The organism is [Leptolyngbya] sp. PCC 7376, from assembly GCF_000316605.1.
Lineage (GTDB): Bacteria > Cyanobacteriota > Cyanobacteriia > Cyanobacteriales > MRBY01 > MRBY01.
In genome coordinates this window covers 2,073,034-2,090,422 of sequence record NC_019683.1, presented here as the reverse complement: position 1 = coordinate 2,090,422, position 17,389 = coordinate 2,073,034, and the positions used below count along the sequence as shown (strand labels likewise).

17 protein-coding genes are annotated in these 17,389 nt (G+C 43.4%); 7 read left to right on the top strand and 10 right to left on the bottom strand.

Going from position 1 to position 17,389, the window contains the following annotated elements:
- Positions 1-158 precede the first annotated feature (158 nt).
- The 4 genes from LEPTO7376_RS09190 to LEPTO7376_RS09175 form a co-directional block, all read right to left on the bottom strand.
- Positions 159-767, bottom strand: coding sequence for a transglutaminase family protein (locus LEPTO7376_RS09190; protein WP_015133922.1), 609 nt, complete (start codon positions 765-767; stop codon positions 159-161).
- A gap of 76 nt (positions 768-843) precedes the next feature.
- Positions 844-1,389, bottom strand: coding sequence for a DUF3592 domain-containing protein (locus LEPTO7376_RS09185; protein ID WP_015133921.1), 546 nt, complete (start codon positions 1,387-1,389; stop codon positions 844-846).
- Positions 1,390-1,629: 240 nt separating this feature from the next.
- Positions 1,630-2,016, bottom strand: a complete 387-nt coding sequence (locus LEPTO7376_RS09180; protein ID WP_015133920.1) for a hypothetical protein — start codon at positions 2,014-2,016, stop codon at positions 1,630-1,632.
- Positions 2,017-2,067: 51 nt separating this feature from the next.
- Positions 2,068-3,267, bottom strand: a complete 1,200-nt coding sequence (locus LEPTO7376_RS09175; RefSeq protein WP_015133919.1) for a glutathione S-transferase family protein — start codon at positions 3,265-3,267, stop codon at positions 2,068-2,070.
- A gap of 281 nt (positions 3,268-3,548) precedes the next feature.
- On the opposite strand from LEPTO7376_RS09175, the gene LEPTO7376_RS23460 reads away from it, so the two are divergent.
- Positions 3,549-4,238 (top strand): hypothetical protein, encoded by a 690-nt coding sequence (locus LEPTO7376_RS23460; protein WP_051188753.1) that lies wholly within the window; start codon positions 3,549-3,551, stop codon positions 4,236-4,238.
- Between the two features lie 98 nt (positions 4,239-4,336).
- Here the strand turns inward: LEPTO7376_RS23460 and LEPTO7376_RS28990 are convergent, their stop codons facing one another.
- The 4 genes from LEPTO7376_RS28990 to LEPTO7376_RS09155 all read right to left on the bottom strand — a co-directional run bounded on the left by LEPTO7376_RS28990 (position 4,337) and on the right by LEPTO7376_RS09155 (position 8,475).
- Entirely contained in the window at positions 4,337-4,510 is a 174-nt protein-coding gene (locus LEPTO7376_RS28990; protein WP_083891085.1) for a DUF4278 domain-containing protein, read from the bottom strand.
- 633 nt (positions 4,511-5,143) lie between these two features.
- Positions 5,144-5,743: a heme-copper oxidase subunit III gene (locus LEPTO7376_RS09165; RefSeq protein ID WP_015133917.1), complete on the bottom strand. Its 600-nt coding sequence runs from the start codon at positions 5,741-5,743 to the stop codon at positions 5,144-5,146.
- 16 nt (positions 5,744-5,759) lie between these two features.
- Entirely contained in the window at positions 5,760-7,409 is a 1,650-nt protein-coding gene (ctaD, locus tag LEPTO7376_RS09160; protein WP_015133916.1) for a cytochrome c oxidase subunit I, read from the bottom strand.
- 64 nt (positions 7,410-7,473) lie between these two features.
- The gene (locus LEPTO7376_RS09155) at positions 7,474-8,475 is read right to left on the bottom strand and encodes a cytochrome c oxidase subunit II (protein WP_015133915.1); all 1,002 of its coding nucleotides are present in this window, start codon (positions 8,473-8,475) and stop codon (positions 7,474-7,476) included.
- 383 nt (positions 8,476-8,858) lie between these two features.
- On the opposite strand from LEPTO7376_RS09155, the gene LEPTO7376_RS09150 reads away from it, so the two are divergent.
- From LEPTO7376_RS09150 to LEPTO7376_RS09140, 3 genes are all read left to right on the top strand, one after another.
- Entirely contained in the window at positions 8,859-9,794 is a 936-nt protein-coding gene (locus tag LEPTO7376_RS09150) for a heme A synthase (protein WP_015133914.1), read from the top strand.
- A 168-nt stretch (positions 9,795-9,962) separates the two neighbouring features.
- The gene (locus LEPTO7376_RS09145; RefSeq protein WP_015133913.1) at positions 9,963-10,916 is read left to right on the top strand and encodes a heme o synthase; all 954 of its coding nucleotides are present in this window, start codon (positions 9,963-9,965) and stop codon (positions 10,914-10,916) included.
- Entirely contained in the window at positions 10,916-12,361 is a 1,446-nt protein-coding gene (locus tag LEPTO7376_RS09140; RefSeq protein WP_015133912.1) for an aminotransferase class I/II-fold pyridoxal phosphate-dependent enzyme, read from the top strand. Before LEPTO7376_RS09145 ends, LEPTO7376_RS09140 begins: the two co-directional genes overlap by 1 nt.
- Here the strand turns inward: LEPTO7376_RS09140 and LEPTO7376_RS09135 are convergent.
- Positions 12,345-13,229, bottom strand: a complete 885-nt coding sequence (locus LEPTO7376_RS09135) for a prohibitin family protein (RefSeq protein WP_015133911.1) — start codon at positions 13,227-13,229, stop codon at positions 12,345-12,347. The genes LEPTO7376_RS09140 and LEPTO7376_RS09135 overlap by 17 nt on opposite strands.
- Positions 13,230-13,748: 519 nt before the next feature.
- Between LEPTO7376_RS09135 and LEPTO7376_RS28335 the strand changes: the two genes are divergently transcribed.
- From LEPTO7376_RS28335 to LEPTO7376_RS09120, 3 genes are all read left to right on the top strand, one after another.
- Positions 13,749-14,270, top strand: a complete 522-nt coding sequence (locus LEPTO7376_RS28335; protein ID WP_015133910.1) for a type II secretion system protein — start codon at positions 13,749-13,751, stop codon at positions 14,268-14,270.
- 132 nt (positions 14,271-14,402) lie between these two features.
- Positions 14,403-15,695: an alkaline phosphatase PhoX gene (locus tag LEPTO7376_RS09125; protein WP_015133909.1), complete on the top strand. Its 1,293-nt coding sequence runs from the start codon at positions 14,403-14,405 to the stop codon at positions 15,693-15,695.
- An 86-nt stretch (positions 15,696-15,781) separates the two neighbouring features.
- Positions 15,782-16,744, top strand: coding sequence for a hypothetical protein (locus LEPTO7376_RS09120; protein WP_015133908.1), 963 nt, complete (start codon positions 15,782-15,784; stop codon positions 16,742-16,744).
- 14 nt (positions 16,745-16,758) lie between these two features.
- Here the strand turns inward: LEPTO7376_RS09120 and LEPTO7376_RS09115 are convergent, their stop codons facing one another.
- Positions 16,759-17,310 (bottom strand): hypothetical protein, encoded by a 552-nt coding sequence (locus LEPTO7376_RS09115; protein WP_041763314.1) that lies wholly within the window; start codon positions 17,308-17,310, stop codon positions 16,759-16,761.
- Positions 17,311-17,389 lie beyond the last annotated feature (79 nt).

Sequence of the window (17,389 nt, the reverse complement as noted above, 5' to 3'; positions counted from 1 at the left end):
AGAAACCCAAGGATGTTGTGATTGAGAGATTGACTCAAGAGGCTGATAATATTGCAGCCGCCCGCTCAGTATTAGTGAAGTGAGTCGAGGACATGCCCGTCCTTATGATGTGGCTTTCTACCAATGTTTAAAACACTATTTTTTTTGAAAAAACAATTTTATTGCGTTTGATATAGGCCATGATTTGTCGCTTGCTTGAGAGAAATATCTGGTAAATTTTGCAATAAATCATCCCAAGTATTGTGTGATTGCAGAGCCTCTATGACGACTTCTAATGGCTCTGAAACAATAGCTGAAAAATCTACTTCCTCTGGAAAATTGATTGGGAATGCTAACTGTTCATTGGGTGGAGTGAATTGGGCATTGACTGTTTCTTTGTTGCCCCTTGCATCCATTCGATACCAGCCAAACTCAGGTAGATAGACCCCATTGAACCCATGTAAAGAGTAGGGAGCACCTGTGTCATCGATGCTTAGTCGTTGATAACAAAAGCCTGCTGGGATTTCGTTGGCTCTTAATAATGCTGCCAATAAATGACTTTTGGCATAGCAATAACCCGTTCGATGCTGCAATACTTCTGATGCTTTACAAGTGATGGGATTCATTTGAAAGTCGTAGCTGTGACGAATTTCATCGCGTACCCATTCAAAACATTTTTTTGCGATCGCCGTGTGATTTGTTTGTCCTGCGGCTAATTGCTGTGCGAGGTTGAGGATTGCTGGATTTTGCCAATCAATTACGTCACTAGCCGTTAAAAATTTTTCCATTTCTTTTTGCCGTAATACCCCATGCTAGCAAACTAGATTTCTTGTTAGTTCTTGGGTCAATATCGATGTAGGTGACTTAATAATTCACGCAGTTTTGTGTGGCGACACGAATAAAGTGATAGCTGAAATAGCCCATCCCTCCAAACAACAGTGTTAAGCCAATTCCCATGCCTAAATATCGATAGATGTTTTGGAGCCAATGCTTTTTGTCGATATCAGGAATGTAATCGAGAAGGGAGTGTACCAGCATTAAGCTACCTAAAATCGCCACAGTATAGATAACTCCAGAAATCTTTGGCTGAATGACTGCATAGGCTGGATTGCGTTGATTCACATAGGCTGTAATCGTATCACCAGTCTGATATTGGCACACAGCTTCAGAATTATTTCTGCCGAGATAGGTATAGCGGCTCGATTCATAACGCTGATCCCCATAGTCATATTTGTAGGTGAAGATGTAGCGAAATCGTCTTGAGCCATTAGTCGAAGTCGAGATCTCGAACCGATTAGAGTCAATCACCGTTGCCTCTATGGGCGTAAAAGATGTGAGACGCGATTGCAGGATAATCGTCAGGCTTAACCCCAAAAACAACAAACTAATTAGGACTTTATATTTTTGCATTGGGTGTCAAAACCTGCGGTGATTTATGGTTGTTTCGTTGTTAATCTTTCACGCTTTATTGTCGACAAAAGTATCAACAATAGGTGTCGTTTATGAGCGATCGAGAGTTTGGGGTCGTAATACCTCCCAAACAGATTCTGGTGCGGTATTCATGTAAGTCAGAATGCCGCGAGAGATCTCAAGATGGCGATCGCCACCTTGAATTAGTGCGTCTTTTCTACCAGTGAAAAATACCCATCTTTAGTTTTCAATGAGGTCTATATCACAGTCGATTGGAAACTCATAGACTGTCGTGAAAATTTTCTCGGCTAAGTTGGCTCCTGAAGCTGCTGAGTTACACACAACATTAAATGTGAATTGCTGCCCAATTACCTCTCCATCTGGCTGATCCAATAAATCATATTCACTACCTTCGATCCCCATTTGCTGAAACAGTTTGACTGCTCGATAAAATTCAATCTCAGAGAGAGTTTGCGATGGCAGGTCAAGTAGTAATGGAGTCGTTATAGAGCCTGCGAATTGAACAAATTTCTTTGTTGGCAACTGTTTGATAATGACAAAAGCATCGTCATTTTTTCTTGTGAGAAGGGCTAATAGGGCGTTGACGATTTTTGAATGATTATCCATTTTTGATAATTACAACAGAAGCGTGAGGCGATCGCCTGAGACTCCATTTTACTAGCGGAAATTTGCGGGATCTTGATCGCGACGATTACGAACTGGAATGGCTTTACCTTGGCGATCACCTGCTAATTTTGCTGTATTTTCTAAAGCTGTGCGGAGGTGTTTTGCTGCATAAATTGACATATCACGGGGCACATTAATTCTGTCTCGCAGGTAGCGTAACGCCTGATCAGAATCATTTGGTGGCTCACAAACTTCTCCTGTCATCATGGTCGTCAACGCACATCGCAATGCTTTGTCAAAGAACATATCGTTCGCGGGATTTACTTTGACGATGTTCCGACGATGCAATACAACTCGTTTTAAAGCTTCTTGTTTCGCATTAGCTGGTTCTGGATAAGTGACATCTGGAAGCCCAAACCATTCGCCTTCGTCTACCCGCGTTTGGTTGGCGATCGCCTCAGGTGCACCATTGGCATAACAGCCTCCCATTTGAGGGGGGAGATCATGAACGTGAGTATGAAAATCACTCTGGGTACCTCGGTAAGTGGGGCGACTTTCCATTGCATCAAACCAGTCTGACATCCGAGGATTTTCTTCCCGCAGCGAATAGCCTTTGTAATAAAACAAACTGGCATTCATCCGTTCGACATAGGGTGTAAACACCACATCAGCGGTGCTAAATTCTTCGAGAAAATAAGGGCTGGGCGTTGCGGCGATCGCCTTTTCAACTTGCTCAACGACTTGAATAAATTTGCGGTGACCTTCCTTATCTTGACCGGGAAACATCGGTGGGCGACAGAGCCAATTGCACCAAGCCCGAAATAATAATCTTTCCAAACGACGCAGCGGTAAAACTCTTGGGTCTTCCATACCAAACTTTAATGCCCCAAAAGTTTGCTCCAGTGCCCACAAAATATCATCACTTTCAGTGATCATGCGCCCATCAAGCTCAAGAGCTGGCAACATTCCCGACGGTACTTTGCGTTTATACCAAGCTTCCTTTTCGCCATAACAAAACATTGTCACTTTTTCGATGCGGTAGGGTACTCGCATTTCCTCTAGCCATAGCCATACTTTTTGGCAATAGGGGCACCATGCGTGATTGTCCCGGTAGAGCGTGACCCGCACATCAGTTTCGGATTGGCCAAATAACCGTAGGCAAGACTGGGCATTGGTCGGGCCATTAACGCGATCAATTTCAAAATCAGTAAGGGCTTCGAGTTCTGTCCAACTGAGGGGGGAAACGGCCATGGTAATCCGGTAGTTCGCATGAAGTGATGTCGAAGAATATTATGACGGATTTTTCGAGACAGGGCGATCGCTACAATCAATTAAACTTGAATCACAAACTAAAAGTTGTCATGCAATGAATTAATAGGTGTTGACATCCAGGAATTAACAGTTTATGGTTTGTGTAGTGTTAAATTAAAACAAGCTTTTACAGTTTGACACCAATGAAAATCAGAAGAGTTCAAGAGATAGACATTCCCGATTTGCCCCAAAAACTATTAACAGCTAGGAAAACCTCACCCATGAGTCTGTTGGAAATTTGCCGCCAGCTCAATGTGAGTGCCACCTACTGGTACAAGTTGGAGCGTGAAGAGACGAGTTCTATCAACTACGACCTTTTGGAGAAGATTGACAATCTGTTGTCTCTCGATCTCAACCTTGATTTTCCAAGCATCGACAAATCAAACCTAGAGCAGGATTACGGTATGAATTTCACGCATTTGAAATGGATTAAGCTGGTGACTCCCCAAGGCGATGAGGCATGGGCGTACTCACGGCCACACTTAAAAGAAGTGCGTCAGCGAGAGCAAGTAATTGACGATCAAGGATTAACAATTTTTCCCCTTGGATTTAAGCGAACTGGCTCAAAAGTAGTGATGGCAGGGGATGCGATGATTTTGACCCAGCGGACAAAAATCACCCATGTGGTGGAAGTTCTTGATGATGATTTCTTTGAACAGGGAGGCTGGTTTTTCCGCTATGTGAAAGTGTTGTGGTGGCAACCGGAAGCTGATTGGTCTGACTATCCGCACCGCGATGATATTTTGAATTTTCCGCTGAATATTCAGCAAAGTCTGCCTTATGAACTAGAACAATCGCTCAAAGCTTTTCAGGAAAAGTGGGGCAATCAAGGAGGATTAAAAGCTTTTCAACAACATATCGCTCAGCAATTACAACTTCTTGGAGAATTACAGCGAGTTTCTATTGAATAGCTTGAGTACTTCGAGGCGAGCGCCATTCCTAAAGAAAAAAAGACTCCTTCCTGAGAAGTTGCCTTTGGATTAGGTAAAAAGTTGAAATGCTTGGGTCGTTAGTATTCAATCCCGCGGAATTTTAATCCTTTACGTGACGCTGGTTGGACGACGGGTTGATAGCTGATGTAGTTGGAACCCCGGTATTTAGCTGAACAGGTTTTACATCGGAGCGTATTGAGACTTGTGGGCTGATGTTCGACAAGGCTACCGCGAAATTTAAGATTTGTCATGATTTTAGTGGGAAAGAAATTGTTGTCGGAAAAAGAAAGAAAGAAAAGAGCCTAAGCCTGAAGTAATGAGTCACAATTAACCATTTTTTACACGGTAAATGCACTACTAAAAGGCAAATGCACGGTTTAAGAGATTGCAATCACAAAAGTGAACTTTGGGACTGCAAGGTAATTGCTCGTCATTGGTTTAGGCTCTGTCAGAAAGAAATTGTCGTCTGTCTCTATGTCTTTAGTATCCGGCGATCGCCAACAAAACTCTGTGACCAGACTTCGTGTTTTCCGTGAATTTTGTCAGAGTCTCGTCTGCCAGTCGTTACAGAGAAATAATGTCTAAAAACCCAAAATAAGGTGATAAATATCACAAAAAAACCTCTTCGACCTGTAGAGTGGGCCGATAAGAGGTTCTAAACAATTTCTTTCCTATGCCCTAATCATAAGATTTCTAGCCTGTAGAAGGCATGGGTAAATCCGCGTATGTTTTGTTCGGTTGCCCTACGCCAAATCATTGAGTTTGTGTGGCATGCGGAATGGCGATCACCGTAATCTTTATTTCTGAGAGCTTCAGAATAAAAAAGGAGCAGCACTATTGCCACTCCCATAATTTGATTTAGTCTTGCAAGATTGTGATGTCATCTAGAGCAGATAGACCAAAACGAAGAGCACGAGCCAAACGACATCGACAAAGTGCCAATATAATTCTGCGGCTTCAACGCCAAAGTGGGAATTGCTGCTGTAATGTCCTGCTTCGCGCGATCGCCACAACACCGCAAGGGTAAATAATAAACCCGCTGTTACGTGGAGACCGTGGAAACCTGTCAGTACATAAAAACAACTGCCGAAGAGGTGTTCCGTGAGGCCAAATTCCATATTGGAATACTCAAACACCTGACCACCTAGGAAGATGGCGCCCATCAGTGCTGTCAGTCCGAACCAAAGTTGTAGCCCTTTAACATCGTTTTTTTGAATCGCACTTTGGCCTTTGTGCATGACGAAACTACTGCTCACTAGAATTATGCTGTTAATGGTGGGTACTAACAGCTCTAATTCTTTTGTGAAATCAGGGACCGTGCATTTATAAATGACGAATGCCGCAAACAGACCCATAAAGATCATACTCTCTGCGACGAGGAAGAGAACCAAGCCATACATCCGGTAATCTGCATGGCCGTGATGTTCTGTCGGAGCGTCTTGATAGCCAGTGGCGATCGCCGAACTTGTTGTAGAACTTTGCATGTGTATAAAAGTCTCCCTAACCTACGTTTGCCACTTCGCTGAGCATATCTTCGATATCTTCGTCACCATCTTCTGATTCACTATCGATACCGTATTCATAGGGGCCAGCCCAAAGTACAGGCATCTCCTCGAAATTTTCGATTTCTGGGGGTGAAGTTGTCTGCCATTCAAGCGTGAGTGCCCGCCAAGGATTGCGACCTGCTGCTTCACCTTTGATCAAGCCCAGAAACATTGAGACAAGAAAAGGTAAGGTCGAGATAGCCAAAATATAGGAACCCCAAGTACAGATCTGATTAATGCCTTGGTACTGGGGATCGTAGAGGGCAACGCGACGGTTCATGCCTTGCATACCGAGGTAGTGCATCGGCAGGAATGTCATATTAAATCCGACAAAGGTCAGAACAAAGTGAATTTTGCCCCAAAGTTCGTCGTACATTTTGCCCGTCATCTTTGGATACCAGTGGTAAATACCTGAGAAGAGCGCAAAAACTGAGCCACCGAACAAGACATAGTGGAAGTGTCCGACAACGAAATATGTGTCATGGACATGAATATCAAAGGGAGCCGCCGCCAACATCACGCCAGTGAGACCGCCAATGAGGAAGGACGACAGAAAACCAATCGCGAAAAGTAGGGCAGAGTTTAACTGAAGTTTGCCGCCCCAAAGAGTGGCGCACCAGCTAAAGATTTTGATACCTGTTGGTACTGCTACCAACATGGTTGTGGCCATGAAGAACATTCGCAGCCAGCCGGGAGTACCGCTAGTAAACATATGGTGTGCCCAAACGATTAGACCCAAAAAGCTAATCGCTAAACCGGAATAGGCGATCGCCCGATATCCAAAAATTGGCTTACGAGAGTGGACAGGGAGCACCTCAGAAATTACTCCAAAAAAGGGCAACACCATAATGTAGACTGCCGGGTGGGAATAAAACCAAAATAAGTGCTGATAAACAATTGGGTCGCCACCACCAGTGGGATTAAAAAATGACGTCCCGGCCATGAGGTCAAAAGACAATAAAATGAGCGCTGCTGCAAGTACTGGAGTAGACAGAAGAATTAATGCCGAAGTCGCCAACATTGACCAGCAGAACAATGGCATACTGTGGATATCCATGTCTGGAATCCGCATTTTAAAAATCGTGGTGACAAAATTAATTGCACCCAGAATTGATGCTGTCCCTAAAATTAGGAGACATAAAATCCAGAGCTCCTCTCCCCATTTACCCGAGATCACACTCAATGGTGGGTAAGATGTCCAACCGGCTTGGGGCGCACCGACAAAAAAGCTGGAGATTAATAGAATTCCGCCTACCGGTTGCATCCAAAATGCCACAGCATTTAGACGAGGAAAAGCCATATCATCCGCACCGATCATCAAAGGGATCAAATAGTTGGCGAAAGCTGCTCCCGCAGGCACAATCCATAAAAAGATCATGATGGTGCCATGCATTGTAAAGAGTTGGTTGTAGACCTCAGGACTCACAAAGTCTGGGTCTGGCGTGGCAAGCTCGGTGCGAACTATTTCTGCCAATACACCACCCACAAAATAAAACACGAAAGAAGTAACGAGGTACTGGATTCCGATGACTTTGTGGTCGGTACAAAAGGTGAAATAGTCAGTCCACTTGCGATCGCCCGCATGGTGAATCGTTGCGTCACTCATAGTTGATCGTCAAAAAAATTGAAGTTGAAGTTGTTAAAAAGAGATTGCTAAACAAAATACAAACCTAAGGTTGAACCACAGGCAAAGTACTCAAAGGTCTATGGGGAATCTGTTTCAGCGTATTTTCGATAATGCCCATATCCTTTGCATAAGCTTGGAGATAGTCGGCATCGCTCAGCTCACTTGGATTCACCGCTACAGACTCACTGTCGGTCATCGCAATCGTGTGATCCTGAACCCATTGATCATAGGCTTCCGGAGAATCCACAGTCATTGTTGTTTTCATACCGCCGTGATAGGCACCACATAACTCGGCGCAAATCACTGGGTAAGTACCTTCACGATTAGCCACAAAACTCAGTTGAGATTCTTGACCTGGCATCACGTCTTGTTTAATGCGGAACTCCGGCAACCAAAATGCATGGATCACATCAGCTGCCTGCATATTTAAAAGCACTCGGCGATCCTTCGGAATATGGAGATCACCGGAGACAATACCCGTTTCGGGGTAAGTGAAAATCCAGGCATATTGCAGACCATTCACATTGACTTGAATCGGAGGCTCATCACTGGCACCCGGAGATTTTCCGATGCCAAGAGCCATCTGAGAATCATCAGCCTCTCCCATCGCGACCATATTTTCTAGATTCTGACTGCCGTGGTGATGATGCTGGTGCATCGCCATGCTGCTACCGCCAGACACCATCGGGTCTAGCCCACCCATGTTGTTATAAATTTCGAAACTGTAAATCGCCAAAATAAAAACGATCACAGTAGGGATCGCCGTCCAGACAATCTCAAGAGGGACATTGCCTTCGATAGAAGGACCGTCGGTCATATCGCCTTCTTTTCGTCGAAAGCGGATTAGGCAAATCACCAAAACCCCTTCGATCAGAAAAAATAGCCCAGTGGCGATGGTCATCATTAAATTAAACAGATCATCGACGTCATTGGCATCGGCGGAGGCAGCGATGGGAAGTAAGCCGTGGTTCTGACCAACCCAAAGACTCACTAGGGTAATCGCAATTCCGGCAATCAATGTTGTGATGTTACTAGGAATATTCACAAAAAATCTAACTTCTTTAAGCTATGTTTGCTATCTCTTACGTTAGATCAAACCTTTAGAAAATGCTGGTTCTTTGTCACAATTTTCATCCTTAGTTCTTGACAAAAATTTAATTTCTATCAGAAGGGAGATTTATGACGATGTAATTAATTTTAGGAAGCCATAGACCTTTAGATTGTCTTAACAAATAAAGATGGTCTTTTATTAACTTTGTTAAGAATTTGTACAGGATGAGTCTGTGGTTGTTCCGCTCTAAATGTGTTTACTACAGTGGTTTATAAGGTTTCGAGAGTAAGAGTTTCAGTCTCTTGTCCCCATAGCAGTGTCGAGAGTGTTGATAGCTCTAGCTCCACACTTGTTAAGTTAGTTTATGAAGAGGCTCTATGACGCAATCATTATCTCCATTGAAGTCTTTTTCTCCTGATAGTGGACAGGTGAAAGTCTGGATACGCCGCCTCGTTTGGAAGATGTCTATTGCGACATTTTTATTGATGGCAATTGGTAGTGCTACTAGAGTTATGAATGCTGGTTTGGCATGTCCTGATTGGCCTTTGTGCTATGGACAATTTGTTCCTACTCAGCAAATGAATTTACAGGTGTTTCTTGAGTGGTTTCATCGGCTTGATGCAGCTCTGATCGGGATGTCGGCGATCGCCCTTGTGGGTTTATCGGTGTGGTTCCGTAATGTGTTGCCTCGCTGGTTGCCCTGGGCTTCTGGATTTGCCCTCTTTCTCATCGTCTTTCAAGGCATTCTTGGCGGTCTAACTGTTACGGAGTTGCTCCGATTTGATATCGTGACTGCTCATTTAGGTACAGCGCTCTTTTTCTTCGTCACTCTACTCACAATTGGCGCCTGTTTAAGTGATTTTCAAGGCAATAATACTGCGAATAAATTGCCTTGGATTGGGTTGACTGCAGCATCCTTAATTTATCTCCAAAGTTTGCTCGGAGGCCTTGTTGCTTCTCAGTGGGCATTACATCAATGTTTTTTCCGTGGTGACATGTGTATTGTGATGAATACCCATATTATTGGTGTTGTTCCAGCGGCTCTGGCTACCCTCGCCGCCATTGTGATTTCTTGGCGCACCGCAGCGCTCCATCCTTTAATCCGCACGTTTGCCAATATTGCTTTAGTATTGATTTCTTCTCAAATTTTGATTGGCGTTGCGACGTTTAAATTACATCTACAAGTGGCGCCGCTTACAGTGACTCATCAAGCAGTTGGCGCGGCTCTCCTCGGTAGCCTGACGTTGTTGACTGTTTTTGCTCTGCGCGATCGCCAATCCTCTGGCCAATATCCCGCATCAAAACTCACTTAGTTTTTTCTCATCATCTCAACTGTTTAAACCGCGAAGATTAAATACTTTGATTGCTTCAAAATTTAATCCCCTCACGTTCAAAACCTTAAACCTTTTTCCGTAGCAATATTTCGTTTGGCGCTACCCGAGCACTGCTTCACCGCATATTTCCCAGTAGGTATTTTCTATATGATTGGCACAAGCCTCTCCCCCCGTCACGACAACTTCCTTGCCGTTGTCAAAAGCTATTATCAGCTCACCAAACCCCGTATTATTCCGCTACTACTGATCACTACTGCTGCATCAATGTGGATCGCATCCCACGGTGAAATTGATCCGATTAAATTGATTTTGACGATGTTGGGGGGCACTTTAGCCGCTGCTTCTGCCCAAACCCTTAATTGCATTTATGACCAAGATATTGATTTTTCGATGCAGCGTACTCGCAAGCGTCCGATCCCCTCTGGTCGTGTACAACCGCGTCATGCCTTAATTTTTGCGATGGTGCTCGGTGGATTGTCGTTTTCGATTCTGGCAATCTTTGTAAATGTGTTGAGTGCTTGTTTGGCGTTCTCTGGCATTGTTTTTTATATGCTGGTTTATACTCACTGGCTAAAACGTCATCACGTGCAAAATATTGTGATTGGTGGTGCTGCGGGATCAATTCCTCCTCTAGTTGGCTGGGCTGCGGTCACTGGCCATTTAGATTGGTCTGCTTGGATTTTGTTTGCGCTAATTTTCCTCTGGACTCCTCCCCACTTCTGGGCTTTGGCGTTGATGATCAAAGATGATTATGCGGAAGTAAATGTACCCATGTTGCCTGTGGTCAAAGGTGAAGAGGTTACAGTCAATCAAATTTGGATTTATACGCTAATCACAGTGCCCTTCAGTTTGTTATTGGTTTTTCCATTCCATTCCTCTGGGTTGATTTATGCGATCGCCGCAGTGTGGCTCGGTGTGATTTTTCTTAAAAAAGCATGGGAATTGAAGCACAATCCTTTTGATAAGCCTCTGGCAAAGTCGATGTTTAAATATTCAATTTTGTACATGATGTTGCTTTGTACAGCGATGGTGGTGGATAGTTTACCTGCGGTACACAATGTGACTGCGACGGTGACGACAACTCTGGCCTCTCTTGGATAATGACCCCTCTGTTTTCTAAACTTCTCGAACTTTCAAGTAAAAAACACGCTCCTTTCTATGCCCCCGGTCACAAACTCGGTCGGGGGATTTTTCATGGCTTAACGGATGCTTGGGGGACAGATATTTTTCGGGCTGACTTGCCAGAACTGCCGGATCTCGATAATCTCTTTGCGCCGGAAGGAGTGATCGAAGAGGCTCAAAAACTTGCTGCTCAAACCTTTGGGGCTGATCGCACTTGGTTTTTGGTGAATGGTTCTACCTGCGGGATTATCGCGGCGATTCTTGCAACAGTTGGTGACGGGGAAAAAATCCTGCTGCCTCGCAATATCCATCAATCGGCGATCGCCGGACTGATTCATTCAGGGGCAATGCCTGTATTTGTGAATCCACCCTACGATCCCCAGTGGGATTTGAGCTATGGTTTAACGCCGGAATCAGTTGCTCAAGCTTTTGAGCTCTATCCCGATATCGAGGCTGTTTTAGTTCTCTCGCCTACATATCAAGGAGTTTGTCCAGATCTTGCGGCGATCGCCACAATTACCCAAGCAAAAAATGTGCCGTTAATTGTCGATGAAGCCCACGCCAGTCATTTCAAATTCCATCCCGATTTACCGCCCACAGCCCTCGAACTTGGAGCCGATATTGTTATTCAATCAACCCATAAAACCCTTGGTGCGATGACCCAAGCGTCGATGCTACATACTCAAGGCGATCGCGTAAATCCACAGAAGATCAGTCGAACTTTACAATTAGTAGAATCTACTAGTCCTAGCTATTTACTGCTTGCTTCCCTCGATGCTGCCCGCGAACAAATGGCAACGGAAGGCAAAAAACTTTGGGCTACAACGATTGAATTAGCCAACTCAGCAAGACAAGCATTAAGAGAAATTACAGGTGTCAAAGTTTTTGAGTATGAGTCCAAAATAGGATTTAAATATTGCGATCCCACACGCCTAACAATCGATGTCACAGGTTTAGGCTTTACAGGCTATGAAGTAGACGAAATATTACACGAAGAATTAGATGTTACTGCCGAACTCCCTCTAGAGAAAACCCTGACGTTTATCTTGACTTTTGGTAATACTGAAGAAGATATTTCGAGACTTATTGATGGGATAAAGAAATTGGAAGATCTCTCCCTTTCTCAAGCATATAAACCAAAACATAATTTTAATGGTTCAAAAAATATTTTTGATTTACCTCGACTTACACCCAGAGAAGCATTTTATGCAAATGATTGTCCTATTTCAATAGATAAAAGTATTGACAAAACTTGTGGAGAATTAATTTGTCCATACCCTCCAGGCATCCCAATATTAATGCCTGGAGAGATCATCACAAAAGACAAACTCACCAGGCTACAAAATACTTTAAATTTAGGTGGCATTATTACTGGTGCCGATGACCCAACTTTAAAGACAATCCAGATTATTGACCTTGATTAAGTTGATTCACGTCGAGAACTAAAGGCAAAGATTCACCACTTCCCATATTTAAAATTGTTGGGACTTGGCTACCGCCTTTTTCCCATGCTTTAATCATTTCATGTTGGTTCTCTAATTCTTGTCGTTTAAGAGATAATTCACCACCATCACCTTGTAGCGCTTGAGCCAATAATTTTTGAGCTTTTGCCTGACCTTCTGCCTTTGCAACAGTTGCCTCGGCAACTTTCTTTGCTTCTTCTAATTTGTAAATGGCTTCCTGAGCTTTTTGTTGAGCAATTTCCTTTTGTTCTAAGGCGTCAATTACGCCTTGAGCAAAATCTAAATCTTGCACTTGAACTCGTTTTGGTGCAATTTGTGGATACCCTTCTAATGCACTGAATACTGCTTCTTCAATCTCATTATCAATGCGTTCTCGTTCCGCAATTGTTTTTTGGAGATTGCGTCTAACCAAAACACTTTTTGCTTCTGTTTGAACAATATTACTCAAAAAATTTGATTGGAAATTTCCAATCGTTTTATAGTTCACATAGAAATCAACAGCCTCTGTTGGTTTCAATGAATAAGTGAGCTGAGTATCAAGGAAAATATTATTTCCCTCACTCGAACTACCATCTAAATCTTCAAGAACAAGGGATTGTTGTTGGATACTAAGGGTTGCTACTTCAGTAATAAAAGGAAGCTTTAAATGAAATCCTTCTGGCAAATAATTAGGGTTCGTTTTTCCGAGAACAACCTTGACACCTACATTGCCAGGTTTAACAATTGCAAAACTGTTTAAAATACTTATCCCTCCTGCAAAGAGGATTATCCAACCAAGGAAAATCCAACCAGTATTTTCACGAAGATTTTTTAAAATAGTGTCTAGCATTATTCTTTGCTCGAATACATCAAAGCATTATTTATTCGAGGTTAACATTTGTCTTTTAACTCTGGAATCTCGGCTTAATTTACCTAAATATTGCTTTATGGTTCACAATGTTTTTAAGGGTTATAATAGGTGGCTTTTCTCTGAGCTCAGGTGCTGAAATTCTAGCTTCAAATAAGGGATACTGATGAGACTTGTTCGTCTATTTTCTAAGAAGGCATCTTCGATATCTATCTGTTCTCTAAATAAAATATATTTAAGAATTTGACTAGAAATAAAATATATTTAAGAATTTGACTAGGGATTTTTTTGTGTATTGGGATTGCATTCAATGGAAATCTGATTTGATCAATATTTTTTAAGCATGAATTCCTGTGTGCAATATATCTCGACTGGACGGAGATGCTAACTACAAGGATTTGGTGAATGTCGAAAAGTGCTTTAAAAAAGAAATTTTTGTAAAGTGTCGTTTTTACGTTCCTACTTACGTCATAATCACTGGGAAGTTAGTGTTGAATTGTGATGTTTGAGCGGCGACATGTTTATTCTGACGGTAATTCTCGAGGTTTTACCTTGCTTGAAATTCTTGCAGTAATACTGCTGCTCGGCATAACAGCGGCGATCGCCTCACCGAGTTTATTAGGATTTTTGGCGAGAGCAAAAGTTGATAGTGCTTTTAGTGAGTTGCGAGCAATGCTCCAGTTAGCCCAAAGAAATGCAATACGTAACAGCAAAACCTGTACAATGTTTTTGCCAGAAAATAATAGTGAAAATGGTGTTTTAACGTCTGATTGCTCTGTGACAGGTAATGAAACTTTAGAGGATGCTCGTATTAAATATAATCGTGCGAATAGTAAAAAAGTGAGTTTTAGCTATCGTGGAAATACAGGGTCTCTACGAACAATTGTGGTCTATAGTGAATCGACTAACTTTAAACGTTGTATGGTCATTTCAAATGGTCTGGGCATGATGAGATCTGGTGTTTATACCCGTAATGACTTAACAACAATTTCTGCAAGCTATTGTCAAACAACTCGTTATTGAAAATTGAGATTTTCGTTTTTAGCTTTGGCTTGTCGTTGATTGAGAAAAGAGTGGATAGAAAATTGAACTGAATAGGACTCTAATGTGAGGATCTAGTTAAGATATTGTTGTCTAAAAATTTTGTGTAACTCTGTGTCTTTCTCTCGCCGTAATTTTTTAACATTGTTAGGGGCTAGCGCCGTTGGTACGACAATGCTTTCCCCTCTCAAAAGCCACTATCGTCGTGTAGCAGCTGGAGTGCCGACGCTTGCACAGGATAGGTTTGGAGCACTGTTACCTGATCCGGATGGCATTTTTGATTTACCGGAAGGATTTCAGTACAAAGTTTTGGCTTATAGCGGCGGCAACTTAAGTGATGGTGGTAAGGTGCCGCTAGCTCCGGATGGGATGGCTGCTTTTCCGATTGCAGATGGCAAAACAGCGCTCATTTGTAACCATGAAGTCGGCCTTGGGCAAACTCCAGGGGCGATCGCCGCCGCAGATTATCATTACGATGAACTGGCGACGGGAGGTACTACAACCCTTGTCATCAATAAACAACGAGAACTAGAACAACACTATATTTCGTTGGCGGGGACGATTCGGAATTGCGCAGGTGGCACAACGCCTTGGGGCACATGGGTGAGCTGTGAAGAGGATATTAGTACGCCGAAACTAAATAGCTCTCTGCGTCAAAAGCATGGCTACAATTTCGAGGTTTCTCCTGAAGCTTTAACGGTTCCTGTGCCGCTTAAAGCGATGGGACGATTTAATCACGAGGCGATCGCCGTTGATCCTGCGACAGGTTTTGTCTATCAAACTGAAGATCGTAACGATAGCTGTATTTATCGTTTTCGACCTAATAAGTGCCAACATCTTTCTGAAGGAGGGACTTTAGAGGCCCTGGCGATCGCCGGACAACCGACCCGGGATACCACGAAAGCTTTTCCGCAAAATCAACCTTTTTCCGTTGAATGGATTCCCCTAGATAATATTGACCCTGAAGACGACACCCTTCGCTATGAAGCCCAGGCAAAAGGGGCAGCTATTTTTAAGCGAGGCGAAGGGATGATCTATGGTCAAGGCAAAATATATTGGACTTGTACCAGTGGTGGCGATCGCAACCAAGGTCAAATCTTCAGCTATGAGCCAGCCACAAATCAACTAAGTCTTTTTCTCGAAGCAGTTCGCGGTAGCGTCTTTCAATATCCTGATAATCTGACGATGGCGCCTTTTGGCGATTTAATAGTGTGTGAGGATGGCGTACAACCTCAATGTCTTTATGGCGTGACTCCGACGGGCAATTGCTATAAATTTGGGCGGAATGCACTGAACGATAGTGAGCTGGCTGGCGTGTGTTTTTCTCCAGATGGCCGGACAATGTTTGTGAATATACAAAGACCCGGTTTAACTCTTGCGATTTGGGGACAGTGGCAAAGATCCTAGAGCGCAATAGAATTGTTGTCAGCATCACGCTAATGTTTGGCTCGCATCATTAATCATTAATCGTAAATTTCTTGGTGACTTTAACCATGACCCACTTAAAAATTCAGCGATCGCCCCAGTCTTTTAAAGATTCTGTTGAATTAATGATGGGCTATGTGCGGCATCAAATGGAATTGGAAACAGCCGATAAAATGCTGTATTTCCACAATTTTGCCCATGTGCAGGGAGTACGACGGCGAGCAGAATTGATTTTTGATGCAGTGCGCCCCCATTGGCAAGCAGAACTGAATCAACTCCATGACTCACTCGATTTAGAACGAATGCGTGGTCTATTGAGTCTTGCGGCGATCGCCCATGATATGGTGCAAGAGTTTTTGCCTCTGAAACCTTGGCAAGCCCGCCGTCGAGAAATGGGGGTCAGCGAAAATAAAACGATTGATAAACTATTAGGCGCGATCGCTGAACTGAATGCAGATTTAGCTAACCAACACCCTGACCGTCCGGAACTGCAATTCTCTGATGCGGATTGTGAGGTTTTGCGAGAAGCAATCTCGGCGACGATTTGTGACTTTGATCCCAGTGACCGCGCTATTTTTCAGCCTTATCTCTATACTGATGAAGAAAAATCCAAAGTGGCGGTTATCCTTGCCCTTGCTGATATTGGCGCTTTAGTTGTTGAAGGCATTGATGCTTTTCGCCAAGAAGGACGAGAAATTTTCCTAGAGGAAAACTTAGATTTTGTGCCCCTCGTGCTCCATCCCCAGGAAATTGAGCAATATCCCCATGAAACGAAAATTGCTTTACGAGATAATTTGCTGGGCCGTGCCCGTTTTCAGATTGGCTTTGCGACCGGACGTATTAATCGTCTTGCTGTAGAAACCAGCTCTTTACCTGCCCAATCGCTTGTCACACTCCAGAATGAAGTGTTTAGCTATGCAAACCAACGCACCCTCGAAGAATTAAAGACGACAACACCCACCAGCTCCGATACCAGCCTCGAAGAATTGTTAAATTACTTTCGCTTTGACCGCATTCCTGTCACCCTCTAAATCCCAGAAGAGCTTTATCGATTTGTTTTGTCCGTCTCGTTTAGTTCTGTTAAAACGAAATCGGCGATCGCCACCACATATTGAGCTTGTTCCACCGCTGACATTGCCTCCCAACTTTTATTAGAAGAAGTGAGCTTTCGGCTATCCATCTCTACGCCACCCCGAAACGCTCCCGCATAAGATCGCATTAAAATTGCTCGATCCTCTCCGTTCCATTGCGGCAATAGATCGGCGATCGCCAGTTGCAATTGCTCACTGAAATCCTTTGCTAGATCCCGTTTCTCTTGACAAATCTTAAGAATGTCAAGGCACTGCTGACGCGGTAAAAAATTTCCAATCCGTGTAAATAAAGTCGTCTCAATAGACCCTTGACTATTCTGAATAAGCGGCTCTAAATTCTCAAAAAAACGCTGAGAGCGGTTTGCTAAATCAGCTTCCTCCATCTCAGAGATTGGTTCTAACTCTCGCTCCAAATCATCGGCGATCGCCCCAGAATTTAGTGTCCAGGGATAGGGCTGGCGATCACCCTCAAAATAATTTAAAAAATCCTTAAAAGCTTCAGACATTAGGCCTTCCCCGTCCCAACCGTTAATTGACACCCATAACTTCAGTTGCCCTATTCCACGTTCCGCAAAATAGTTCACC

Excerpts from the sequence above, each read along its gene's own strand:
- LEPTO7376_RS09115 (WP_041763314.1), bottom strand. The coding sequence starts at position 17,310 with ATGTCTGAAGCTTTTAAGGATTTTTTAAATTATTTTGAGGGTGATCGC.
- LEPTO7376_RS09180 (WP_015133920.1), bottom strand. The coding sequence starts at position 2,016 with ATGGATAATCATTCAAAAATCGTCAACGCCCTATTAGCCCTTCTCACA.
- ctaD (WP_015133916.1), bottom strand. The coding sequence starts at position 7,409 with ATGAGTGACGCAACGATTCACCATGCGGGCGATCGCAAGTGGACTGAC.
- LEPTO7376_RS09150 (WP_015133914.1), top strand. The coding sequence starts at position 8,859 with ATGACGCAATCATTATCTCCATTGAAGTCTTTTTCTCCTGATAGTGGA.
- LEPTO7376_RS09135 (WP_015133911.1), bottom strand. The coding sequence starts at position 13,229 with ATGCTAGACACTATTTTAAAAAATCTTCGTGAAAATACTGGTTGGATT.
- LEPTO7376_RS09165 (WP_015133917.1), bottom strand. The coding sequence starts at position 5,743 with ATGCAAAGTTCTACAACAAGTTCGGCGATCGCCACTGGCTATCAAGAC.
- LEPTO7376_RS09175 (WP_015133919.1), bottom strand. The coding sequence starts at position 3,267 with ATGGCCGTTTCCCCCCTCAGTTGGACAGAACTCGAAGCCCTTACTGAT.
- LEPTO7376_RS28990 (WP_083891085.1), bottom strand. The coding sequence starts at position 4,510 with ATGACAAATCTTAAATTTCGCGGTAGCCTTGTCGAACATCAGCCCACA.
- LEPTO7376_RS09145 (WP_015133913.1), top strand. The coding sequence starts at position 9,963 with ATGATTGGCACAAGCCTCTCCCCCCGTCACGACAACTTCCTTGCCGTT.
- LEPTO7376_RS09140 (WP_015133912.1), top strand. The coding sequence starts at position 10,916 with ATGACCCCTCTGTTTTCTAAACTTCTCGAACTTTCAAGTAAAAAACAC.
- LEPTO7376_RS09190 (WP_015133922.1), bottom strand. The coding sequence starts at position 767 with ATGGAAAAATTTTTAACGGCTAGTGACGTAATTGATTGGCAAAATCCA.
- LEPTO7376_RS09120 (WP_015133908.1), top strand. The coding sequence starts at position 15,782 with ATGACCCACTTAAAAATTCAGCGATCGCCCCAGTCTTTTAAAGATTCT.
- LEPTO7376_RS09185 (WP_015133921.1), bottom strand. The coding sequence starts at position 1,389 with ATGCAAAAATATAAAGTCCTAATTAGTTTGTTGTTTTTGGGGTTAAGC.
- LEPTO7376_RS28335 (WP_015133910.1), top strand. The coding sequence starts at position 13,749 with ATGTTTGAGCGGCGACATGTTTATTCTGACGGTAATTCTCGAGGTTTT.
- LEPTO7376_RS23460 (WP_051188753.1), top strand. The coding sequence starts at position 3,549 with ATGAGTCTGTTGGAAATTTGCCGCCAGCTCAATGTGAGTGCCACCTAC.